A 20,480-nucleotide genomic window follows, 5' to 3' on the forward strand; every position below is an offset into this window, starting at 1 on the left:
AATACCGGCGAACAGTGACGTGCGTCGCAAACATTTCTGACCTGCATAAATGCCCTCCGTCGAGGCGCTTACCCGCGCCTGGCGTCCAATTCGGTGGCCCTGGCATCTGATTCAGCGGGTGATATGTCTGATTCAGCGGGCCTAATTCAGCGGGCGCGCTCTACGCGCCCATGCGCCCGGATCATTCGTGAGCGCGTCGACGAACTCGGGTAGCCGATTGTTGGCGACGTCGTCGATCGAAACATTCTCCAGTACCGCACGAATATTCACGCGCAAGGCGATCCAGACACGCTGCAGCGATTCGGCCGCGCCCGGATAGGTGACGTCCTCCGGGCGTTCGCCGCGCACCGAGGCGAGCGGACCCTCGATCGCCCTGATCACGTCGGCGACGGAGATCTCGGTGGCCGGGCGGGCCAGCCAGTAGCCGCCGTCGGGACCGCGCCTGCTGATCACCAGACCGGCCCTGCGCAGGTCGCCGAGCACCGTCTCCAGCACCTTCGGCGGGATTCGCTGGGCCGTTGCGATCGCCTCGGCCTTCACCACCGGCGCGGCCTGCACGACGGGACCGGGCGTGGCCTGGTTCAGCTGCGGCGCGCGGGCGATCTCGAGCAACGTCCGCACCGCGTAGTCGACCTTCGCGGTGATATGCACAGCGTCTCCTGGCGTTTGGTCCGTCGAGTAGCTGCAATCTACGCGCTGCCGCGCGGGTTGAGCACGCAGGTCGCCGCATCCAGCAGGGTGGTTTCCACCAGCGCGTCGTCGGCGCCCGGCGCGAACTCTCGGGACATCAGCGCGACGCCGAGCATCGCGAGCGCCGCGCTGGCGCGAAGCTTGGCTTCATCGGTGGCGTCCGGCCCGGCCAGCCACTCGCGCAGGGTCTGGTCGTCGTCGACGAGGTCGGGGTGCCGGTCGGCCATCGCGTTGACGATCGTCACGGTGTCGCGCAGCACCAGCGCCCCGGCGGCGCGGTGATGGACCAGGCCGCGCAGGTAGGTGCGCAGCACATCCCGAATGCCGTCCGCGTCGTGCGTCGCCCGGTCGAGATCGCCAACCACCGAGCGCATGTGAGCGATAATCGGATCAATAATCGCGTGCAGCAGATCGAGCTTCGAGGCGTAGTGATAGTAGAGCGATGCCTTTGTGATTCCTACCGCATCCGCGACCTCACGCAGGCTGGTCTGCTCGAATCCTTTGTCGCCGAATAGCTTCACCGCGGCGTCGCGGATCGCGGATTTCGTGCCTCGACCAGCGGCAACGCGGCCGGGGGTGGAACGCGCGGTCATCGGATGATCCTCTCACCATTCGTGCGCCGAGCTAACGGACTCAGCGAAATAGAGGTTGCACCTCCGCTTAGGCCTCGAATAGTCTACCTACCGCACGGTAGGCAGAAAGCGTCACGTGGAGGCGGGGACAAGCAGGGCACCCCGCGAGTGCTGTCACCGGCCCGAATCAGCACCCCCCAGCATCGCTAGGAGAACCTTCGTGTCCGTTTATCTGTATAGATGGGGAAAGTTCGCTTTCCGAAGAAAATGGATAGTGCTCCCCGTCTGGCTTGTCCTCTTAGTGATCCTGGTCGGCCTGGGCGGGCAGCTCAAGAAGCCGATGACCAACGACTTCAGCATGCCGGACCTGCCGTCCGCGCGTGCCAACGACATTCTCGACAAGCACTTTCCCGGCGCGTCCGCCGCGTTCAAGTTCGACGCCGTCACCGGCACCTACGTGATCGCCGCACCGGCGGGTCAGAAGCTCACCGACCCGGCGAACCGCACCGCCGTCGACGCGTTCATCGCCAAGCTCGGTGAACTCGGCATCGTCGACCACAGCAAGCCGATCATGAACCCGATCGCCGCCGCCGAGAAGATGGGCTGCCTGGCCGACCCGGATCCCGGCAAGTGCAGTGGCGCACCGCTGAACGTGCTCAGCAAGACCGTGCCCGACTCGGTGGCCGTGCTGAACGTGCCGTTCACCATCAAGAAGTTCACCGACGTCACCGACAAGGAACGCGACGCCGCCTACGCGGTAGCGGCCGACGCGCGCAATGCCGGACTCACCGTCGAGATGAGCGGCTCGATCGCGATGAAGCAGCAGGCGCCGAGCGGTAAGTCCGAGATGATCGGCATGGGCGTCGCGCTGATCGTGATGGTGGTGGCGTTCGGCGCGATCGTCGCCGCCTTCGTGCCGATCCTCACCGCGATCATCGGCCTCGGCGCGGCCACCTCGCTGATCTTCCTCGGTACCTCGGTGATCGAGGTGCCGAGCTTCACCACCTTCCTCGCCTCGATGATCGGGATCGCGTTGTCCATCGACTACGCGTTGTTCATCGTCTCGCGATACAAACATGAACTGGCGGTACAGGATTCGCCGGAGGAAGCGGCAGGCACCGCGCTCGGCACGGCCGGCTCCGCGGTGGTGTTCGCCGGCCTGACGGTGATCATCGCGCTCGGCGGGCTCAGCATCGTCGGCGTGCAGTTCATGACCTTCATGGGTCTCGGCGGCGCGATCGCCGCGGCGTTCGCGGTGCTCACCGCGATCACGCTGATGCCCGCGCTGATCGGTGCGTTCGGGCGGTTCCTGTTCAAGCCGAAGCTGCCGCTGGTCGCGCAGCACGATCCGGAGGACGACCACTCGGTCACCAACGGCATGCGCTTCGGCCGGTTGATCGGCAAGGCGCCCTGGCTTGCCCTCGGACTGAGCGTGCTGGTGCTCGGCGCGCTGGCCGCGCCCGCGGCCGGACTGAACCTCGGCCTGCCCGGCGACGACAGCCAGCCGAAGACCTCCACCATCCGCAAGGCCTACGAATTGCGCACCGAGGGTTTCGGCGAGGGCAGCAACGGCGTGCTGAACGTGGCGGCGGACCTGTCCAAGGTGCCGGTGGAGAACCGGGACAACGCGGTCAAGGCGTTGCGCGACAAGCTTTCCGGATACCCCGGCATGGACTACGTGACCGAGCCGAAGTGGAGCGAGGACAAGCAGGGCGTGCTGCTCGACGGCGTGCCGAAGTCGGGTCCGAACAACCAGGCCACCAAAGACCTGGTCAAGGACGCCCGCGCCGCCGAAGGCCAACTGCAGGCCGAGTTCGGCATGGAATACGGCATCACCGGAAGCACCGCCATCTATGCCGACGTGGACAACGTGCTGCTCGGCAAGATCGTGCCGTACCTGGCGATCGTCGCCGGTGCCGCGTTCGTGCTGCTGATCCTGGTGTTCCGCTCGATCCTGGTGCCGTTGACCGCGGCGCTCGGCTTCCTGCTGTCCATGGGCGCGACGTTCGGCGCGACGGTGCTGATCTTCCAGCAGGGCAAGTTCGGGCTGATCGAGGATCCGCATCCGCTGATCAGCTTCCTGCCGATCATGTTGATCGGCTTGGTGTTCGGCCTCGCGATGGATTACCAGGTGTTCCTGGTGACCCGGATGCGCGAGGAGTTCGTCAACGGCAAGTCACCGAAGGAAGCGGTTGTCGCCGGTTATCACCACGGTGCCCGCGTGGTGACCTCGGCGGCGATCATCATGATCTCGGTGTTCGGCTCGTTCCTGCTGGAGACCGACGTGACGGCCAAGTCGTTCGGCTTCGCGCTGGCCGCCGGTGTGCTGTTCGACGCGTTCATCGTCCGGATGGTGCTGATCCCGTCGCTGCTCGTGCTGATGGGCAAGTGGGCCTGGTGGATGCCGAAGTGGCTGGACCGGATCGTGCCCGATATCGACGTCGAGGGCGCGAAGCTGCGTGAACTGCGGCAGCGGTCGAAGGTAACGGCGAAGGTTCCGGTCGGCGTGAGCTGATCGCCAATGCGCACTCGGCCCCGCACTCGATTTTCGGGTGCGGGGCCGAGTTGTTTCCGCGCTCGGTTCTTGATCTTGTGACCCGTCCGCAGCAGACTCAGAAGAAGTTCGACCTCTCCAGCTCGGTAGTTCCCCGGCGGGCGCAGTCGGCCCGCGGGCGTTCAGTCGCTCGATCCGGCCCGACTCGATCACCGCGAGGAGAACCCAGTGTCTGTGTACCTATACCGATGGGGCAAGTTCGCCTTCCGCCACAAGTGGATAGTGCTGCCCATCTGGATCGTCGGTTTCCTGGTCCTCGGCGTGCTCGGCACCCAGCTCAAGGAGCCGATGAGCGATGACTTCAGCATGCCGAACCTGCCGTCGGAGCGCGCGACGCAGATCCTCGACCAACACTTCCCCGGCATGTCCGAGGGGTTCAAATTCGACGCGGTCACCGGGACCTACGTGATCGGCGCGCCCGCGGGCCAGCGGCTGACCGACCCGGTCAACCGGCAGGCGATCGACGCGCTGATCGACAAGCTGAACCAGCTCGGCATCGTCGACCACAGCAAGCCGATCCCGAACCCGATCACGGCCACCGAGCAGATGGGCTGTCTCGTTGCCGAGCCGGACGCCTCGAAGTGCAGCGGCGCACCGCTGAACGTGCTCAACAAGACCGAGCGGGACACGGTCGCGTTCTTCAGCGTGCCGTTCGGCATCAAGAACTTCACCGACGTCACCGCCGAGAGCCGCAAGGCCGCCTATGACGTGGCCGACCAGGCGCGCGGCGCGGGTTTGACGGTCGAGCTCAGCGGCACCATAGCGATGGAACAGCAGGCACCGAGCGGTAAGTCCGAGATGATCGGTATGGGCGTCGCGCTGATCGTGATGATCGTTGCGTTCGGCGCCATCGTCGCGGCCTTCGTGCCGATCATCACCGCGGTCGTCGGGCTCAGTGCGGCTACCGCGCTGATCTTCCTCGGCACCTCGTTCCTGTCCATCCCCAGCTTCACCACGTTCCTGGCGTCGATGATCGGGATCGCGTTGTCCATCGACTACGCGTTGTTCATCGTCTCGCGATACAAACATGAACTGGCGGTACAGGATTCGCCGGACGAGGCGGCGGGCACCGCGCTCGGGACGGCGGGCTCGGCGGTGGTGTTCGCGGGTCTCACCGTCATCATCGCGCTGGTCGGGTTGAGCATCGTCGGCGTTCGATTCCTCACCTTCATGGGTCTCGGCGGGGCGATCGCCGCGGCGTTCGCGGTACTCACCGCGATCACGCTGATGCCCGCGCTGCTCGGCGCGTTCGGGCGATTCCTGTTCAAGCCGAAGCTGCCGATCATCGCCCAGCACGACCCCGAGGACGACGACTCGGTCACCAACGGCATGCGCTTCGCCCAGGCCATCGGCAAGGCGCCCGCCGTCGCACTGATCCTCAGCGTCGTGGTGCTCGGGTTGCTCGCCCTGCCCGCGACGAATATGAATCTTGGGCTGCCCGGCGAGGACAGCATGCCGAAGACCTCCACCGTCCGGAAGGCCTACGAGTTGCGCACGGCCGGATTCGGCGAGGGCAGCAACGGCGTCCTCCAGGTAGCGGTCGATCTCGCGAATGTGCCCGCGGACAAACGCACCGCGGCGCTGAATTCGCTGCATGACGAGCTCGCGTCCTCACCGGACATGGACTACGTGACCGAGCCACGCCTGAGTCAGGATGGGCTCGGCGCGCTGATCAACGGTGTGCCGAAGTCGGGCCCGAACGACCAGTCCACCAAGGACCTGGTCCATGACGCCCGCGCCGCCGAAGGACGGCTCGACACGCAGTACGGGATGAAGTACGGCATCACCGGCACCACCGCCATCTATGCCGACATCGACCACGTGCTGCTCGGCAAGATCGTGCCGTACATGGCGATCGTCGCGGGTGCCGCGTTCATCCTGCTGATCCTGGTCTTCCGATCCATCCTGGTGCCGCTCACGGCCGCGCTCGGCTTCCTGCTGTCGATGGCGGCCACCTTCGGTGCGACGGTGCTGATCTTCCAGGAGGGCAAGCTCGGCTTGATCCAGGATCCGCGGGCGATCGTGAGCTTCCTGCCGATCATGTTGGTGGGCTTGGTGTTCGGCCTCGCGATGGACTACCAGGTGTTCCTGGTGACCAGGATGCGCGAGGAATACGTGCACGGTAAGCCGCCGAAGGAGGCGATGATCAGCGGTTATCACCACGGGGCCCGGGTGGTCACCTCCGCGGCGGTGATCATGATCTCGGTGTTCGGCTCGTTCCTGCTGGAAACCGATGTCACCGCGAAGATGATGGGTTTCGCGCTGGCGGCCGGCGTGCTGTTCGATGCCTTCCTGGTGCGCATGGTGTTGATTCCGTCGCTGCTGGCGCTGATGGGCAAGTGGGCGTGGTGGATGCCGCGGTGGCTGGACAAGATCGTGCCGGACATCGATGTGGAGGGTGCCAAGCTGTTCGCGTTGCGCGGACAGCCGACGCCGGGGACGAAGTTGCCCGCCGACGTCGGCTGATGCCGAGACTTCACCCCCACTCGGTTTCCGGGTGGGGGCGTTTTTCTACTGGCTCGGCTGCGGCAGCGTGCAGTCGTCGATCTTCGGGTTCATCCCCAGGTAGTTGAGCGGACCGGCGAGCGCCGTCACGGCGATCGTGCCCCAACCCGCGCAGTTCGTCGGGCTGCTATCGAAATAGTGCCGCTGACCCGCGGCGATCATGCCCACGGCCAACCAGATGAGCAGCAGCGTGCTGAACAGCCTGGTACCGGTATGGCGCACTGCTCGGCCGCGGAAACCGCGGTTTCGAATCTCTTGGTCGCGCATGTGATCGCTCCCTTTCCGTGCTCCCCCGCCAGGGAATACCCGGCTGAGCACGGATTATCCCCTACTGACTCGGCTGCGGAACGTTGCAGTCGGTGACCTTCGGGTTGAACGCGACGCGCCGAACGCGCAGGGATTGCCTGCGTGCCGCACGCAAACGGCGGACCTCGCGCCAACGGCCTGGCGCGAGGTCACCGAATGGGTTGGGCCGGTGCGCGTTACGCGGTCACCGGTTTCGTTGACTACTGACTTGGTTGCGGCACATTGCAATCGGCGACCTTGGGATTCACGCCCATATAGTTGAGCGGGCCCGCGATCACGGTCACGGCGATGGTGCCGAACCCGGCGCAGTTCACCGGTCCGCTGTCGAAGTAGTCCCGCTGAGCTGCGGCGACAACGCCGATCAGCAACCAGACCAAGACAATAATGCTTCCGATTCTCATGTTTCTCTCGCTCATCGGTCTCGAGCGGACTGCACGACGGCGCATGGGCCACCACGTCCTTCCCGCATTTAGCTATCCGGCGTATACCCCCGCTCGCCCGAAATATCCGTTGCGACCGAACTATTGCTCGCCGGCTCGACGACCGCCTACTGCGCTGTGATCGGGAACACTCGCTGCGGCCGGATCGTTGAACGGGCATGGCGTCGGTACTGCAATGGTGGATCCCGGGCTGGATCATCTTGCTGATGCTGGTCGCGGTGTACGAGTTGAGCATCGGCAGGCGGCGCAAGCGCCGGCGGACGCCGGTGTCGGGCACCTTCACCGACGAATTCACGGCGCTGTTCTATTCGACCAAGCGGATGGAGCTCGATCACCGCGAGTCGGTGTCGATGTTGCGGGACGAGGACGCGCAGGGCGCGCCGCCATTCGGGGTCGATCTGGACCGGCACACCGTGATCTTGCGGCCGACGGGCGAGTAGCGGCCCGGGTCGGCGCACGATTCGGCACGACTGCCGGTTATCAGGTCCGGCCGGCGATTACGCTCTTACCAGCTCGCCCGCATGCCGACCTTCCAGGAGGTAGCACGATGAGCAGGTCTTTGTCTCGAACCGTGGTGGGTACCGCGATCGTCGCGGCCGTCACCATGATCGGTCCACCGGCGAACGCCGACGTGGCATCCGTCAGCGTCGCCGCCGGGCCCGAAGGGCTGTTGACCGGTTGCCGCTACACGGTGACGGCCGCGGTCACCGATTCGGTGATTCCGCCAGGCTCGGTGTTCTTCCTGCTGGCCGGCGGCGTGATCCCCGGCAATGGGGAGCGGATACCGGGCGAGGCCGTGCATCATCCGGAGAACAACACCGTCACCGCCAGCTGGACGCCGACCCGGGTCGGTTCGCAGAACCTGATCGCCATGCAGAGCGAGCCGGGGCGGTACACGTCATCGAAGTTCATCACCGTCGACGTGGTCGGTAGCGGGCTCGATACCGGAAGTTCCTGCCTGCGTATCGGATAGCGGTCAGGCGAAGTCGGCGGCGTGATCGGCGGCCCACTGCGCGTAGCCGCGGGCGGGTGATCCGGTGACCTCTTGAACCGTCGATGTCGGCTGTCCTGGCGTGTCGACCATCGCGGCAAGACCATCGAGCACGAAGTCGGCGAATTCCGCTGGCAGCCAATCCATCTGCTGCCTGGCCTGTTCCCGGGTGAGCTCCTCCCAGACCAGTGGGCGACCGAGTGCCGCGCCGATGGCCGCTACCTGTTCGATCCTGCTCAGCGGAGCCGGTCCGGTCAGCTCGTAACGGGCACCGATGTGCGCGTCAGTGGTCAGTGCACGCACCGCGACCGCCGCGATGTCCGCCTCGTGCAGCAAGGTCATCGACGCGGCTCCGTACGCGCCGCGCACGACATTGCCCGCGCGGATCTGCGGCGCCCATTCCAGCGTGTTGGTCGCAAAACCGTAGGGGCGCAAAAAGGTCCACTCCAGTCCGGACTCCCTGATCGGCTTCTCGACGGCCGCGTGTGCCTTGCCGATCGGATTGCTCTGTTCCTCGAGATCGTCGCGGACCGCGCCGGATGACAGCAGGACGAGGCGGCGCGCGTGCGCCGCGATCACCTCGACCACCTGAATCGCTTTGTCCGCGGACAACATCGGCCACGTCAGGTAGACGGCGTCCACACCGTCGAGCGCGGGAATCAACGTTTCCGGTGCGGTCAGATCGCCGGGTGCGACCTCGACGCCCGCCGGGAACGCAGCCGCCTCGGGTTTACGAGCGAGCGCACGCACCGCCGTCCCTCCCGCCGCGAGTTGCGAAACAACCTGTCCGCCAACGTGACCGGTCGCCCCGATCACCAGCACCTTGTTTGTACGAGTCATGAGCTCACCATACGAAAGTGACTAACCTTTGGTAAGGCCCCACCTCGAAGTAAGCTCGGGGCGTGAAGGTAGGTTCTCTGGCCAACAGCTCGCCCGACACCGTGCGGCAGGCAATATTCGACAGCGACTGCCCCGGCCGCACCATCCTCGACAAGCTCACCAGCCGCTGGGGCGTACTGATCCTGGCCGCCCTGCGCGACGGGCCGATGCGGTTCTACGTGCTGCGCGACCACGTCGGCGGCATCAGCGAGAAGATGCTCTCGCAGAACCTGCGCACCTTCACCGACTACGGCCTCACCGAACGCACCGTGGAACCCAGCACGCCGCCGAAGGTCACATACGCACTGACCCCGATGGGTATGGAAGTAGCGGAACGATTGCACGGTCTGCTGGACTGGGTAAGCCGCAATGGCGAGGCGATCGTGAAATTCCAGTCAGGGAGGTCAGCACGATGAGCAGGTCCCACTCTCGAGCCGCGGCGAGCGCGGCGGCCCTAGCGGCCGTAACCGTCACCGCCGCGCTGACCGGACCGCCGGCCAATGCCGAGATGACCGCCGTCAGCGTCACCGCGGGTTCCGAAGGCATCGTGACCGGCTGCCACTACCGAGTCACCGCCACGGTCACCGATTTGTCCGCCGATCCCGGTTCGGTCTTCTTCTGGCTCTCCGGCGGGGCCATCCCCGGCTACGGCGAACGCCTCCCCGGCGACCTCATCCCGCACCCCGCCAATAACACCGTCACCACCACCTGGACCCCCACCCACCCAGGCCCCCAAAACATCACCGCCATCCAAAGCGTGCCGGGGCAATACACGTCAACGAAGTTCACCACCATCAACGTCTCAGGTACCGGCCTCGACACCGGAAGTTCTTGTGTGAGAACGGGATAATTGTCGCCACCTCGGCGACGGCGTGCGCGAACTCCGGTTTCGACTCACCGGTGATCGGCCTACCCCATCACCTACTGGTTCCATCGAAAGCAGGGCCGGTGGCGACCCTGCTCACCGCCTTCCGCAAAACCAAACAGGTGGAGATGAAGCAGGTTGCGCGGGCAAAGCAAGCCCGCAAAGTCTGCGCGACCGAGCGCGAAACCGCCTATCACGCCACGTTCGAAACGGAGTGACCATGACCACCAGCACAGGGACCGGCGCGAAGAAGGCCACCAAGAAAACCCGCGGCGAGACGATCGCCAGCCTCGCCGCCAAGCGCGCCACCCCCGAATACCGGGCGACAGCAGCGGCATTCCGGATGGCTGCCGAAATCGGGGAAGCGGTCCGGGCCGTCCGTGAGGCGCGCGGCTGGTCGCAATCGGACCTTGCCGAGCGGACCGGACTGAAACAGCACGCGGTGTCGCGGCTGGAGTCCGGCGACGTGGTGCCCACGTTGAAAACCCTGCTACGGGTGTCGGACGCCCTCGACGTGGAGATTGTCACCATCAAACACGTCGCCTGAACGAGCCCGCACAGCCAGTGAAGGCCTAACCGCTGTACTTGATTCGTGCCCCGAAGCTCGATCAGGTTGCTCCCAGAAATAAAAAGCCCCTCACCTATGTGAGCAGGTGAGGCGCTTTGGCGGGGGATATGAACGCTGCGTCACGGCGTCGACCGGGCTGGCCGGTCACGTTCGAGGGTGCGTGGATCAGCCGGCGTAGAACTCGGCGGCGGGCATCACCTGGTGTGGCATATCTGTCGTCGTGGTGATGCTGACGCGGCCGACTCCGGTGAAGAAGGTGGCCCGGGCGATGGCGCCGGAGTTCGCGGGCAGGGCGAAACCCCAACCGCCACTGAGTGGAACGTCCACGGAGCCGGTGTCTCCGGTGTCGAGGTTGGTCCAGTGTGCGGTGATGGTCACCGTGCACGGGGTGTAGATGAAGGCGCGGTGCTGGAAGCCGTACCAAATGCCGACGGTGCCAAGCGGACCGAGATCCGGGCGACTCTGCGCGTTGCCATTGATCTCGGCGGGGAGGGGAAAGTCGCGGCACGCGGTGGGTGTGTTCGGCAGCTGAGCGCCGAAAGGTCCGGCCGCGCTCGCGGTGGTGCCGGACGAAAGCAGTACTGCGGCAACGAATGCACCGACGATCGGCATCCGAACGAGCATTTTGCGGTATCGCATGGTGTCTCCTAGAAATTGACGGGGAAACGCAGTCGATCTGAGTGCCGCCGTATCCGAGTCTCCGTTCGAAGTCGTAGATCGGACACCCCCACGACAACGTCACGAACCCAGAAACGCGTCACGCGTCCGGACGCTACACCGCACGGGGTCGCGCCCACAGAATTGTGGGCAGGGATCCAGCAGCTCCCTGGACGGTCCCGCACGGTGCTGGATGCGCCACCGCACCAACGTTTTTGCCGCATCGGTACGCCCACGACGGACTAGCGGCGGGTGCGAACGTGCTCCCGCTCGCTAGCCTCCTCGACCACAAAAGCGCGAAGGAAACACTCAGCGGACCTGTTCGATGACAAGCTCGCCAACGCTAATGGACAAGGCATACACACCGTCCGAGTGTGGGCCTGAAGAATCGCACGCTCCTGCGGGGAAGAAAAAGCCCCCCACCTGAGTGAACAGGTGAGGGGCTTTGGCGGTGGCGGAGGGATTTGAACCCTCGGAGGGGGGTTACCCCTCACACGCTTTCGAGGCGTGCTCCTTAGGCCGCTCGGACACGCCACCGCCGACAACCATACCGGACCGACCCCTGATCACTAAATCGGCTGGGCAGTGCGGGTAGTGGTGTGACTTGACGCACGGGAGGTGCACGTGACGTGGGTTGCGGCGTGCGTCAAGAGAGTGAAATGTGCGTCAGGTGGGGTCGCGGTGGGTGTGGAAGAAGGTGTTGAGGAGGGCGGCGCAGTCGGGTTCGAGGATGCCGCCGCGGACTTGGGGGCGGTGGTTCAGGCGGCGGTCTCGGACTACGTCCCAGAGGGAGCCTACGGCGCCGGTTTTGGGTTCCCAGGCGCCGAAGACCAGGCGGGAGATTCGGGAGAGGACTAGGGCACCTGCGCACATGGTGCAGGGTTCCAGGGTGACGGCTAGGGTGGCGCCTTCTAGGCGCCAGCCGTCGCCGTGGCGGTGGGCGGCGCGGCGCAGGGCTAGGACCTCGGCGTGGGCGGTGGGGTCGCCGAGGGCTTCGCGGGCGTTGGCCGCGCGCGCGAGTTCCCTTCCGGCGGAGTCGAATACGACTGCGCCGACGGGAACGTCGCGGGGGTCCGCTTCGGCGGCCGCGGCGATCGCGGCGCGCACCATGTCGGCGTCCGAAGGGAGGGTCACGTCAGCGGGGGAGCTTGTCCAGCACCGCCGATAGTTCGTCGGCGAAGCCGAGCCGTTGGGCGATCATGCCGAGCTGCTCGTCCGGGTAGAGGTCGGTGTCGGCGAGGATGACGCTCAGCACCGGCTCGGGCAGACCCAGATCGGCGAGCACACCGAGGTCGCCCTCTTCCCACGGCTCGATGTCGTCGAGCTCGTCGGGGTCGATGTCCGGGATTTCCACATTCAGGGCGTCGAGTACGTCCGCGGCGATGTCGTAATCAATGGCGGCGGTCGCGTCCGAAACCAGCATCCGGGTGCCGCTCGGCGCGGGCCGGACCACGATGAAGAACTCGTCGTCGATGTCGAGCAGGCCGAAAACGGCACCCGAGCTGCGCAAGGCCTTCAGTTCGTTTTCCGCCGCGGACAAATCCGTAAGCGCCGCCGGGCTCAGCGGGCTGCACCGCCATTTACCTTCTTCGCGGACAACCGCCACTGCGAACCCTTCTACGTCGTCGTAATCATCCGACGCCGCCCTATTCGTGCCCGAGCGCTGTGCTGCCATGGCCGCAACGGTAGTCTGCCCGAGCCGAAATGTTGAAGTCGTATGCGAATCTGTTCAAGTGACTTCTGCTGAGAAAGCCTCCGTCTGTGTCCTCGGAACCGGCTTGATCGGCGGTTCCGTGCTGCGCGCCGCCGTCGGCGCCGGGTATGACGCCTGGGGTTTCAACCGTTCGGCGGCGGGGGCCGAGGCCGCGCGGCGCGACGGCTTCGAGGTGGGCGAGGACCTGTCCGCCGCGCTCACCCGGGCCGCCGACGCGGACGCGCTGATCGTCGTCGCGGTACCGATGCCCGCGGTCGGGCAGCTGCTTTCCGCGATCACCACCTACGCGCCGCGCTGTGCGCTGACCGATGTGGTCAGCGTGAAGGCGCCGGTCGCCGAGGCGGTGCGCAAGGAAGGGCTTTCGGCCCGCTACGTCGGCGGGCACCCGATGGCCGGCACCGCCGAATCCGGGTGGGCTGCCACCGATTCCGAACTGTTCCGTGATGCCGTGTGGGCGGTCGGCGTGGACGAGGGCACCCATGTCGAGGCGTGGACCAGGGTGGTGCGGCTGGCGCTGGACTGTGGCTCGGTGGTCGTTCCGGTGGTCGCGGACGAGCACGACCGCGCGGTGGCCCGGATCTCGCATCTGCCGCACGTGCTCGCCGAGGCGCTCGCCTCGGCGGGGGCGGCGGGCGGCGAGCTCGCCCTCGGCCTTGCGGCGGGTTCCTTCCGCGACGGCACCCGCGTCGCGGCCACCGCCCCCGAGCTCGTGCGCGCCATTTGTGAACCTAATTCGGCGGCACTGCTTGCGGTCCTGGAGGAAACGCTCACGGTGCTCGGCGCCGCCCGCGACAGCCTGCGCGCGGACAATTCCCTGGCCGATCTCATCGAGGCCGGACACGATGCCAGGGAACGCTACGAAACCGCGCGCCGATGGGAAATCACGGATATCCACGCCGGTGACCACAATTGGCTGGCGAACTTGCGTGCCGCCGGACAGCGCGGCGGGGTAATCACCCGGTTGAGCTGAGCGCGGTATGCCGAATTGTCAGATGCGTTCGGCGAGGCCCGGGTAATCGAGCAGGAAACCGTCGGCGTCGACGGTCACCGTCGCGCTGGAGACCGGGGAAAGCACGCTGATGCCGTCGGCGGCCGCGCTGTAGGTGAGGCTCGCTTCCTGCACCAACAGGTCGGGCAGCCGCACGTAGACGACCGGTACCTGCACGTCGTGCACCGCGTGCTGCAGATCGAAGCGGCGGATCGGCAGCGTATTGAAGAACGGGCTGAGCACCACGTCGACATCGAGCGCGCCTGCGAAGGTGGAGCGCACGTGGCTGCCGCCCGCGTCGACCAGCCAGTAGTTCTCCTCGTCCCTGGCGATGGACGCGTGCCGCTCACCCGCCGCCGTGGTGGTGCGCAGCGAGAGCCGCTTTGTCGCGCCGCTCTCGTCGGTGACCAGGTCGTAGGACGCGCTGAATGCCGGGTGGTCGTCGCACGCGCCGCCGATCATGCGACCGGCGGCGCGGATGCGATTGCCGTTCAGCGTCACGCGGACCGACTCCATCCGCGACGCGTTGTGCGCGCGCCAGGTGAGAATCGCCGGCCAACGGGAGGCCGGCGGCGTCTCGGGGCCAGTGGCTTGGCTCTCGGGGGCTGGAGTCGTCACGTATCTACCGTAAGCGACATCGAGCTGTAGCCCGCACCACACCAGCCCGCATCACACCAGGGATTCCCGCCACGCCGCGTGCAGGCTGGCGAACCGGCCGGTGCCCGCGATGAGCTCGGCCGGGGTGCCGTCTTCCACGATCCGCCCGGATTCCAGCACCAGCACCCGGTCGGCGATGGCCACGGTGGACAGCCGATGGGCGATGATCACCGCGGTCCGATCGCGCAGCACCGTCTCCAGTGCCTGCTGCACCAGCCGCTCGCCCGGGATGTCCAGGCTGGAGGTGGCCTCGTCGAGCACGATCACCGCCGGGTCGGCCAGGAAAACCCGGGCAAACGCGACCAGCTGCCGCTGACCGGCGGACAACCGGCCGCCGCGCTTGCGCACGTCGGTGCCGAAGCCCTCCGGCAGTGCCTGCACGAAGTCGTACAGCCCCACCGCGCGGGCCGCCGCGAACACCTCCTCGTCGGCGGCGTCCGGCCTGCCGAGCCGGATGTTGTCGGCCACCGATCCGGAGAACAGGTAGGACTCCTGGGTGACCATCACGACATTGCGGCGCAGATCGGCATCGGAGATCCGGCGCAGATCGACGCCGTCCAGGCTGACCGTGCCCGCGGACGGGTCGTAGAACCGCGTCAGCAGCTTGGCCAGCGTCGACTTGCCCGCGCCGGTGGCACCGACCAGCGCGACGACCTGTCCCGCCGGGATGTCCAGCGAGAACTCCGGCAACACCTGACGCTCGGCCCCGTAACCGAACGACACCCGATCCAGCAACACCGCACCGCTCGCCTTCGCCACCGGCGTCGGGTCGGTGGGCTCGGCCACCGAGGGCTCTTCCTCGAGCACGCCGGAGATCTTCTCCAGCGCCGCGGCCGCGGACTGATACGAGTTGAACACCTGCGCGAGTTCGTCGAGCGGACCGTAGAACTCGTTGAGGTACAACAGGTATGCCGCGAGCACACCGACCGCGATATGCCCCTCGATCACCTGCCACGCGCCGACCACGATGATGACCACCGTGGTCAGGTTGCCGAGCAGCCTGCTCAGCCCCGCGTAGTCGCCCATGCCGCGCATGGCCTTGGTGGTCGCCTGCTGATAGTCGCTGTCCTCGTGCGCGAGCACCGACTCGTTGCGCTGCTCGCGGCGGAACGTCTGCACCGCGCGCATGCCGCCCATCGACTCGACGAACTGCACGACCACCTTCGCGATCGCGCCACGGGTGTGCCGGTAACTCGCCCGCTGCCTGCGCTGCGCCCAGCGGGTGACGAATACCAGCGGCACGAAGCCGATCAGCACGATCGCGGCCAGCGTCAGATCCAGATAGATCAGCAACACCGCGATGGTCAGCACCGAGAGGATCGCGCTGAGCGCCTGATTCAGCGCGCCCTCCAGCAGCTCCTGCAGCGTCTCGATGTCACCGGTGAGGCGCGCGACGACCTTGCCCGAGGTGTACTTCTCGTGGAAGGCGACGCTGAGCCGCTGCATATGCGTGAACGAGCGCACCCGCAGGTCGAACAGCACGCTCTGGCTGAGCTTGCCGGACACCCGCAGGAACAGGAACGTGGTGAGCCCGCCGATCAGCACCGCGGTGAAGTACCCGCCGACCGCCCAGGTCAGCGGGGTCCAATTGCCTTTGCGCCCTTCGCCTATGCCGTTGTCCAGGCCGTGCGCGATGAACAGCGGCGCGGACACCATCGCGGCGTTGTCCACCACGATGAGCACCAGCGCGAGCGCCGCCAGCTTGCGATACGGGCGGACCAGGTCGAGCAGCAGGCGCCGGGATCGCGCGGCCAGCACCAGGTTTCCGGCGTGGGTGACCTCCTTGTCTTCGCTGGCGATGCCGCGCCAGTCGGCGGCTTCGTCGCGTCGTCCGGACGAATCCTCTTTTGTCACCGCATCTTTCGACTCGACCGTTTCCGTACTCACAGCTGCTCACCTCCCATCAGTTCTCGATATCGACTACTGCTGCGCAACAGTTGGTCGTGCGTGCCCTCGGCGACGATCCGGCCGTCGGCCAGCACCGCGACCCGGTCGGCCAGCGCGGCGGTCGAGGGCCGGTGCGCGACGAGCAGCGTTGTCGCGCCGGCCAGCACGGTGCGCAGTCGTTCCTGCACCCGCTCTTCGGTTTCTACGTCGAGCGCGGACAGCGGATCGTCGAGCACCATGATCCGGCTGCGACGGAGTTCACCCACCCCGTCGGCTCCGTCTCCTGCCGTCCCCCGGCCCTCGCCCGCGCCACTCAACACGGCGCGGGACAGCGCGAGCCGTTGCCGCTGGCCGCCGGACAGGCTGAGGCCCTGCTCGCCGATCCTGGTGTCCAGTCCCCACGGCAGGTTGTCCACGAACTCGGTGGCCTGCGCGACGTCCAGCGCGCGCCGCACATCGGCGTCGGTGGCGGACGGGTCGCCGAGCGCGACGTTCTCCCGCACGCTCGCCGAGAACAGCACCGGCTCCTCGAACGCGACCGACACCAGCGAGCGCAGATCGGCCAGTCGCATGGTCGCGATGTCGATGCCGTCGATGGTGATCACGCCGCCGGACAGGTCGTAGAGCCGCGGAATCAGGTTGAGCAGCGCGGTCTTTCCGCTACCGGTCGCGCCGACCAGTGCCACCGTCTCGCCGGGTCGGATCTTGAGCGAAACATCGTGCAGCACCTCCCCTTTAGCATCCGGGAAGGAGAACTTCACGCCCTCCAAACGCAATTCGCCGACAACCGTCTCCGGCAGCTCCACCGGATCGGCCGGATCGGCGATGTCGACCGGGGTATCGATGATCTCCCAGTACCGATCGCCCGCCGTGCGCGCGTCGTTCAGCTCGGCGAGCAGGAAGCCGGTCCAGATGATCGGCCACTGCAGGAAGTTGGCCAGCGTGATCGCCGCGACCAGGGTGCCGAGCGTCATCGAGCCCTGCACCACGGCGTAGCCGCCGTAGCCGAGCGCGAACGCGATGGCCAGTTGCGGCATACCGGTCATGGCCGACCACAGCCGCGCGTCGAGACGCACCTTCAGCAGTTCGGTCTTCTGCAGTTCCCGCGACTGCGCGAGGAATCTGCCGCCGAAGAAGACACCGCGGCCGAACGCCTTGAGCACGCGCACACCCTGCGCCGATTCCTCGGCGGTGGTGGCCAGATCGCCGGATTGATCCTGGGACCGCCGCGACGCGACCGAGTACGCGCGCTCGAAGCGAACGCAGATGTAGGTCAACGGGATCGCGATGATCACGAAGATCAGCCCGATCTGCCAGTTCAGCGCGAGCAGCACGATCAGCCCGACCGGGATCAGCACGAAGTGGATGATCAGGAACGGCCCGGCGAACGCGACGAAGCGGCGCAGGGTGGCCATGTCGTCGACCGCGCGGGAGAGCAGCTGGCCCGACTCCCAGGAGTCGTGCCGCCCGATCGCCAGCGACTGCAACTTGCGGAAGATCTTGGCGCGCATGGTGATCTCGACCAGGGTGGCCGGCTTGGACACCAGCCAGCGGCGGCCCCACACGCCGACGGCTTCCAGCAGGCCGAGCACGAGCACCAGCGCGACCGGCGCGAACACGCCCGCGAAATCACGGTGCGCGATGGGTCCGTCGATGATCCTGGCGATGATCAACGGGATGACGATCGCGGTCAGCGAGGAGAGGATCGCGAGCGTGGTTGCGCCGAGCAGCGCGCGCCGGTACGGGCGCACGTACGGCCAGAAACGGCGCAGCGAGTGCAGGCGGCCCGGCGCGGACACGGCGGGCCGCTGCGGTCTTTCGGCCTCCGGATCGGCCGTTGCGACGTCCAGTGCGACTGACATAGCTCCCCCTCGCGGTCGGTGGATGGCGGTGTCGAGAACCGGGACACTCGGTGATGTTCGCACCGAGGTCCGACATTTCAGGGTGGCAGCATCACCCCGATCAGCCAACCGATTTTTTGGGCTTGACGATTCCCTGTCGCCGGTGTTCGTGCTGGACATCACCGCTGGTTCGCGGGTCTCGCCAACTTCCATCTATACAGCCAACAACCTCAAGTTATCTCGAGGTCAAGGGCCGGCGAGGTTACGCGGTACCGGACATCGAACGACCTCGGCGCCCACATCGTGGGCGCCGAGGTCGGTGCATTCGACTATTCGAACGAGGTCCGGCGCTAACGGATCCCCGCGCTCTCGGCCTCCCGCTCGACCGGTGCGTCCGGGAAGGCCTGCTGCTGGTATCCACCGCGCAGCGTGCCGTCCAGATACGCGGAACGGCAGGCTCGACGCGCGATCTTGCCGCTGGAGGTACGCGGAATCGAACCAGCGGGCACGAGCAGCACGTCGCGCACCGTGACGCCGTGCCGCTGCGAAACGGCCGCACGCACGGTATCCGCGATCGGCTCGGTTTCGAGCTTGCCCGCGCCGGTGTTGCGCTCGGCGACGATCACCAGCTGCTCGGAATTGTCGTCGGCGTCGAACTTGAGGCCGGAGTGACTGTCCTTCGCGAATACCAGCGCCGGAAGCTCATTGGCGGGCACCGAGAACGCCGCGACGAAGCCGGGTCGCAGCGCCGTGCTCGATTCCTGCGCCGAGAACTCCAGGTCCTGCGGGTAGTGATTGCGCCCGTCGACGATCACCAGGTCCTTCACCCGGCCGGTGATGTAGAGCTCGCCGTCGAGATAGGCGCCGTAATCACCGGTGCGCATCCAATTTGCGTCCTCGGGCGTGCCATGCGCATGGCTGCCCGCAGGCTGGCGAGCGGCCAGTTTGGCCCGGAAGGTGGCCGCGGTCTCGTCGGGCTTGCCCCAGTAACCGATGCCCATGTTCTCGCCGTGCAACCAGATCTCGCCGACCTCGCCGTCCGCACGCTCGACGCCGGTATCCGGATCGACGATGGTCGCCCACTGCGACAACGCCACGTATCCACAGGACACCTGGGCGATCGAATTCTCGGCACCCGGCTCGACCTCGACCATCCGGCCCGAATTCAGTTGGGCGCGATCGACATACACCACCCGCGCCTCGTCCTCGGCCTTGGTCGCCGACACGAACAGCGTCGCCTCGGCCATGCCGTAGCAGGGCTTGATCGTCGTCTTGGGCAGTCCATACGGCGCGAACGCGTCGTTGAACTTCTTCATCGACGACAACGACACCGGCTCGCTGCCGTTGATCAGGCCGATCACATTCGACAGATCGAGTTCTTCGCCCGGCTTCGGCTTGCCCCGCGCCGCGGCGTGTTCGAAGGCGAAATTCGGTGCCGCGGCATAAGTTCCGGCACCGTCGGAGGCGGCGGCCAGTTCTTTGATCCAGCGATAGGGGCGCCGCACGAAAGCGCTCGGCGACATAATGGTGATGAATCCACCGCCGACGGTCGGCAGAATCACGCAGAGCAGGCCCATGTCGTGGAACAGCGGCAGCCAGGTGACTCCGCGCGAATTCTCTTTCACACCAATGGCATCGATCATCTGCAGCAGATTCGTGCCGACGGCCCGGTGCGTGATCTCCACGCCCGCAGGCGTTCTGGTGGAGCCGGAGGTGTATTGCAGGTAGGCCACGCTGTCGATATTGATATCGGGCCGCACCCAGGTAGCACCGACGCTGTCCGGAATCGCTTCCACCGCAATAATCCGCGGCCGTTGCGCCGCGGGCAGATGCCGGAAGAAGTTTCGCACACCGCCCGCCGCGGAGCCGACCGTGAGGATCGCCGCCGGGGTGCAGTCGCTGAGCACCGCGGTGAGCCGGTCGGTGTGCCCCTGCTCCTCCGGGTCGAACAGCGGTACCGCGATATTGCCCGCGTAGACGGCCGCGAAAATGGAGACGACATAGTCGAGCCCCTGCGGTGCCAGCACAGCTACCCGGTCTCCGGGTTTGGTGACCTGCTGCAGTCGTGCCGCGACGGCCCGCAGCCGGACACCGAACTGCCGCCAGGTCAGCTCGTGGTACTCGCCGTCGCGTTCCCGCGAATAGTCGATATAGCGGTAGGCGAGGTCGTCGCCGTTCTCCGCGCTGTGCTTGTCGACGAAGTCGATCAGGGTCTTGTCACCGCGGATTTTGATATTGCCCTGGTCGTCCAAATAGTCGTCGAAGGTCTCGTCGATCATCGCCTTATCCTTTTGCCAAAGCACGCACACAGCCGTGCAGTTACACCGAACACAGGTCGATAACGAAGCGTCGGGAAGGCTAGCAGG

Annotated in this window: 21 protein-coding genes and 1 tRNA gene; 9 read left to right on the forward strand and 13 right to left on the reverse strand. The window is 66.3% G+C overall.

What is annotated here, in order from left to right; translation table 11 throughout:
* Positions 1 to 141: 141 nt before the first annotated feature.
* The gene (locus tag ACIA8C_RS16965) at positions 142 to 651 is read right to left on the reverse strand and encodes an RrF2 family transcriptional regulator (RefSeq protein WP_397135481.1); all 510 of its coding nucleotides are present in this window, start codon (positions 649 to 651) and stop codon (positions 142 to 144) included.
* A gap of 38 nt (positions 652 to 689) precedes the next feature.
* Positions 690 to 1,283, reverse strand: coding sequence for a TetR/AcrR family transcriptional regulator (locus ACIA8C_RS16970; RefSeq protein ID WP_397135483.1), 594 nt, complete (start codon positions 1,281 to 1,283; stop codon positions 690 to 692).
* A gap of 199 nt (positions 1,284 to 1,482) precedes the next feature.
* On the opposite strand from ACIA8C_RS16970, the gene ACIA8C_RS16975 reads away from it, so the two are divergent.
* Both ACIA8C_RS16975 and ACIA8C_RS16980 read left to right on the forward strand, forming a co-directional pair.
* Positions 1,483 to 3,777, forward strand: a complete 2,295-nt coding sequence (locus tag ACIA8C_RS16975) for an MMPL family transporter (RefSeq protein WP_397135485.1) — start codon at positions 1,483 to 1,485, stop codon at positions 3,775 to 3,777.
* A gap of 207 nt (positions 3,778 to 3,984) precedes the next feature.
* A complete protein-coding gene (locus tag ACIA8C_RS16980) occupies positions 3,985 to 6,282 on the forward strand; it encodes an MMPL family transporter (RefSeq protein WP_397135487.1) in 2,298 nt (765 codons plus the stop codon).
* A gap of 45 nt (positions 6,283 to 6,327) precedes the next feature.
* Here the strand turns inward: ACIA8C_RS16980 and ACIA8C_RS16985 are convergent, their stop codons facing one another.
* Complete coding sequence (locus tag ACIA8C_RS16985) at positions 6,328 to 6,588, reverse strand: hypothetical protein (RefSeq protein ID WP_396991745.1); 261 nt, start codon at positions 6,586 to 6,588, stop codon at positions 6,328 to 6,330.
* 239 nt (positions 6,589 to 6,827) lie between these two features.
* Positions 6,828 to 7,028 carry a hypothetical protein gene (locus ACIA8C_RS16990; RefSeq protein WP_397135489.1) on the reverse strand — a complete coding sequence of 67 codons (201 nt, stop codon included), beginning with the start codon at positions 7,026 to 7,028 and terminating at the stop codon, positions 6,828 to 6,830.
* 197 nt (positions 7,029 to 7,225) lie between these two features.
* Here ACIA8C_RS16990 and ACIA8C_RS16995 point away from each other — a divergent pair, with 197 nt between their 5' ends.
* On the forward strand, positions 7,226 to 7,507 hold the full coding sequence (locus tag ACIA8C_RS16995) for a DUF6191 domain-containing protein (RefSeq protein ID WP_397135491.1): 282 nt from the start codon (positions 7,226 to 7,228) through the stop codon (positions 7,505 to 7,507).
* Between the two features lie 107 nt (positions 7,508 to 7,614).
* Positions 7,615 to 8,040 (forward strand): hypothetical protein, encoded by a 426-nt coding sequence (locus tag ACIA8C_RS17000; RefSeq protein ID WP_397135493.1) that lies wholly within the window; start codon positions 7,615 to 7,617, stop codon positions 8,038 to 8,040.
* Positions 8,041 to 8,043: 3 nt separating this feature from the next.
* Here the strand turns inward: ACIA8C_RS17000 and ACIA8C_RS17005 are convergent, their stop codons facing one another.
* Positions 8,044 to 8,898 (reverse strand): SDR family oxidoreductase, encoded by an 855-nt coding sequence (locus ACIA8C_RS17005; RefSeq protein ID WP_397135495.1) that lies wholly within the window; start codon positions 8,896 to 8,898, stop codon positions 8,044 to 8,046.
* A 62-nt stretch (positions 8,899 to 8,960) separates the two neighbouring features.
* Between ACIA8C_RS17005 and ACIA8C_RS17010 the strand changes: the two genes are divergently transcribed.
* The 4 genes from ACIA8C_RS17010 (at position 8,961) to ACIA8C_RS17025 (ending at position 10,349) form a co-directional block, all read left to right on the forward strand.
* On the forward strand, positions 8,961 to 9,353 hold the full coding sequence (locus tag ACIA8C_RS17010; RefSeq protein WP_397135497.1) for a winged helix-turn-helix transcriptional regulator: 393 nt from the start codon (positions 8,961 to 8,963) through the stop codon (positions 9,351 to 9,353).
* Entirely contained in the window at positions 9,350 to 9,787 is a 438-nt protein-coding gene (locus ACIA8C_RS17015) for a hypothetical protein (protein ID WP_397135499.1), read from the forward strand. Before ACIA8C_RS17010 ends, ACIA8C_RS17015 begins: the two co-directional genes overlap by 4 nt.
* A gap of 98 nt (positions 9,788 to 9,885) precedes the next feature.
* Positions 9,886 to 10,020, forward strand: coding sequence for a hypothetical protein (locus ACIA8C_RS17020; protein WP_397135501.1), 135 nt, complete (start codon positions 9,886 to 9,888; stop codon positions 10,018 to 10,020).
* A gap of 2 nt (positions 10,021 to 10,022) precedes the next feature.
* On the forward strand, positions 10,023 to 10,349 hold the full coding sequence (locus tag ACIA8C_RS17025) for a helix-turn-helix domain-containing protein (protein WP_397135503.1): 327 nt from the start codon (positions 10,023 to 10,025) through the stop codon (positions 10,347 to 10,349).
* 186 nt (positions 10,350 to 10,535) lie between these two features.
* Here the strand turns inward: ACIA8C_RS17025 and ACIA8C_RS17030 are convergent, their stop codons facing one another.
* The 4 genes from ACIA8C_RS17030 to ACIA8C_RS17045 form a co-directional block, all read right to left on the reverse strand.
* Positions 10,536 to 11,009 carry a hypothetical protein gene (locus ACIA8C_RS17030; RefSeq protein WP_397135505.1) on the reverse strand — a complete coding sequence of 158 codons (474 nt, stop codon included), beginning with the start codon at positions 11,007 to 11,009 and terminating at the stop codon, positions 10,536 to 10,538.
* 464 nt (positions 11,010 to 11,473) lie between these two features.
* Positions 11,474 to 11,564, reverse strand: a tRNA-Ser gene (locus ACIA8C_RS17035).
* 129 nt (positions 11,565 to 11,693) lie between these two features.
* Complete coding sequence (locus tag ACIA8C_RS17040; RefSeq protein ID WP_397135703.1) at positions 11,694 to 12,137, reverse strand: nucleoside deaminase; 444 nt, start codon at positions 12,135 to 12,137, stop codon at positions 11,694 to 11,696.
* Positions 12,138 to 12,162: 25 nt separating this feature from the next.
* Positions 12,163 to 12,702, reverse strand: a complete 540-nt coding sequence (locus ACIA8C_RS17045; RefSeq protein ID WP_397135507.1) for a tRNA adenosine deaminase-associated protein — start codon at positions 12,700 to 12,702, stop codon at positions 12,163 to 12,165.
* Positions 12,703 to 12,760: 58 nt separating this feature from the next.
* Between ACIA8C_RS17045 and ACIA8C_RS17050 the strand changes: the two genes are divergently transcribed.
* A complete protein-coding gene (locus tag ACIA8C_RS17050; protein WP_397135509.1) occupies positions 12,761 to 13,711 on the forward strand; it encodes a prephenate dehydrogenase in 951 nt (316 codons plus the stop codon).
* Positions 13,712 to 13,729: 18 nt separating this feature from the next.
* On the opposite strand, the gene ACIA8C_RS17055 is transcribed toward ACIA8C_RS17050, so the two are convergent.
* The 4 genes from ACIA8C_RS17055 to fadD32 form a co-directional block, all read right to left on the reverse strand.
* Positions 13,730 to 14,347 (reverse strand): putative glycolipid-binding domain-containing protein, encoded by a 618-nt coding sequence (locus ACIA8C_RS17055; protein ID WP_396991763.1) that lies wholly within the window; start codon positions 14,345 to 14,347, stop codon positions 13,730 to 13,732.
* 51 nt (positions 14,348 to 14,398) lie between these two features.
* Entirely contained in the window at positions 14,399 to 16,240 is a 1,842-nt protein-coding gene (locus ACIA8C_RS17060; RefSeq protein WP_397135705.1) for an ABC transporter ATP-binding protein, read from the reverse strand.
* A 29-nt stretch (positions 16,241 to 16,269) separates the two neighbouring features.
* Positions 16,270 to 18,135 (reverse strand): ABC transporter ATP-binding protein, encoded by a 1,866-nt coding sequence (locus ACIA8C_RS17065; protein WP_397135511.1) that lies wholly within the window; start codon positions 18,133 to 18,135, stop codon positions 16,270 to 16,272.
* Between the two features lie 329 nt (positions 18,136 to 18,464).
* The gene (gene fadD32, locus ACIA8C_RS17070; RefSeq protein ID WP_397135513.1) at positions 18,465 to 20,393 is read right to left on the reverse strand and encodes a long-chain-fatty-acid--AMP ligase FadD32; all 1,929 of its coding nucleotides are present in this window, start codon (positions 20,391 to 20,393) and stop codon (positions 18,465 to 18,467) included.
* Between the last annotated feature and the right edge of the window lie 87 nt (positions 20,394 to 20,480).

It is taken from the genome of Nocardia sp. NPDC051321 (genome assembly GCF_044455225.1).
In the GTDB taxonomy this organism is placed as follows: Bacteria; Actinomycetota; Actinomycetes; order Mycobacteriales; family Mycobacteriaceae; genus Nocardia.

What these genes read in the sequence shown, in the direction of transcription:
- ACIA8C_RS17000 (WP_397135493.1), top strand. Translation starts at nt 7,615, where the DNA reads ATGAGCAGGTCTTTGTCTCGAACCGTGGTGGGTACCGCGATCGTCGCG.
- ACIA8C_RS16995 (WP_397135491.1), top strand. Translation starts at nt 7,226, where the DNA reads ATGGCGTCGGTACTGCAATGGTGGATCCCGGGCTGGATCATCTTGCTG.
- ACIA8C_RS17025 (WP_397135503.1), top strand. Translation starts at nt 10,023, where the DNA reads ATGACCACCAGCACAGGGACCGGCGCGAAGAAGGCCACCAAGAAAACC.
- fadD32 (WP_397135513.1), bottom strand. Translation starts at nt 20,393, where the DNA reads ATGATCGACGAGACCTTCGACGACTATTTGGACGACCAGGGCAATATC.
- ACIA8C_RS17030 (WP_397135505.1), bottom strand. Translation starts at nt 11,009, where the DNA reads ATGCGATACCGCAAAATGCTCGTTCGGATGCCGATCGTCGGTGCATTC.
- ACIA8C_RS16990 (WP_397135489.1), bottom strand. Translation starts at nt 7,028, where the DNA reads ATGAGAATCGGAAGCATTATTGTCTTGGTCTGGTTGCTGATCGGCGTT.
- ACIA8C_RS17040 (WP_397135703.1), bottom strand. Translation starts at nt 12,137, where the DNA reads ATGGTGCGCGCCGCGATCGCCGCGGCCGCCGAAGCGGACCCCCGCGAC.
- ACIA8C_RS16985 (WP_396991745.1), bottom strand. Translation starts at nt 6,588, where the DNA reads ATGCGCGACCAAGAGATTCGAAACCGCGGTTTCCGCGGCCGAGCAGTG.
- ACIA8C_RS17005 (WP_397135495.1), bottom strand. Translation starts at nt 8,898, where the DNA reads ATGACTCGTACAAACAAGGTGCTGGTGATCGGGGCGACCGGTCACGTT.
- ACIA8C_RS16970 (WP_397135483.1), bottom strand. Translation starts at nt 1,283, where the DNA reads ATGACCGCGCGTTCCACCCCCGGCCGCGTTGCCGCTGGTCGAGGCACG.
- ACIA8C_RS17065 (WP_397135511.1), bottom strand. Translation starts at nt 18,135, where the DNA reads ATGTCAGTCGCACTGGACGTCGCAACGGCCGATCCGGAGGCCGAAAGA.
- ACIA8C_RS17015 (WP_397135499.1), top strand. Translation starts at nt 9,350, where the DNA reads ATGAGCAGGTCCCACTCTCGAGCCGCGGCGAGCGCGGCGGCCCTAGCG.
- ACIA8C_RS17045 (WP_397135507.1), bottom strand. Translation starts at nt 12,702, where the DNA reads ATGGCAGCACAGCGCTCGGGCACGAATAGGGCGGCGTCGGATGATTAC.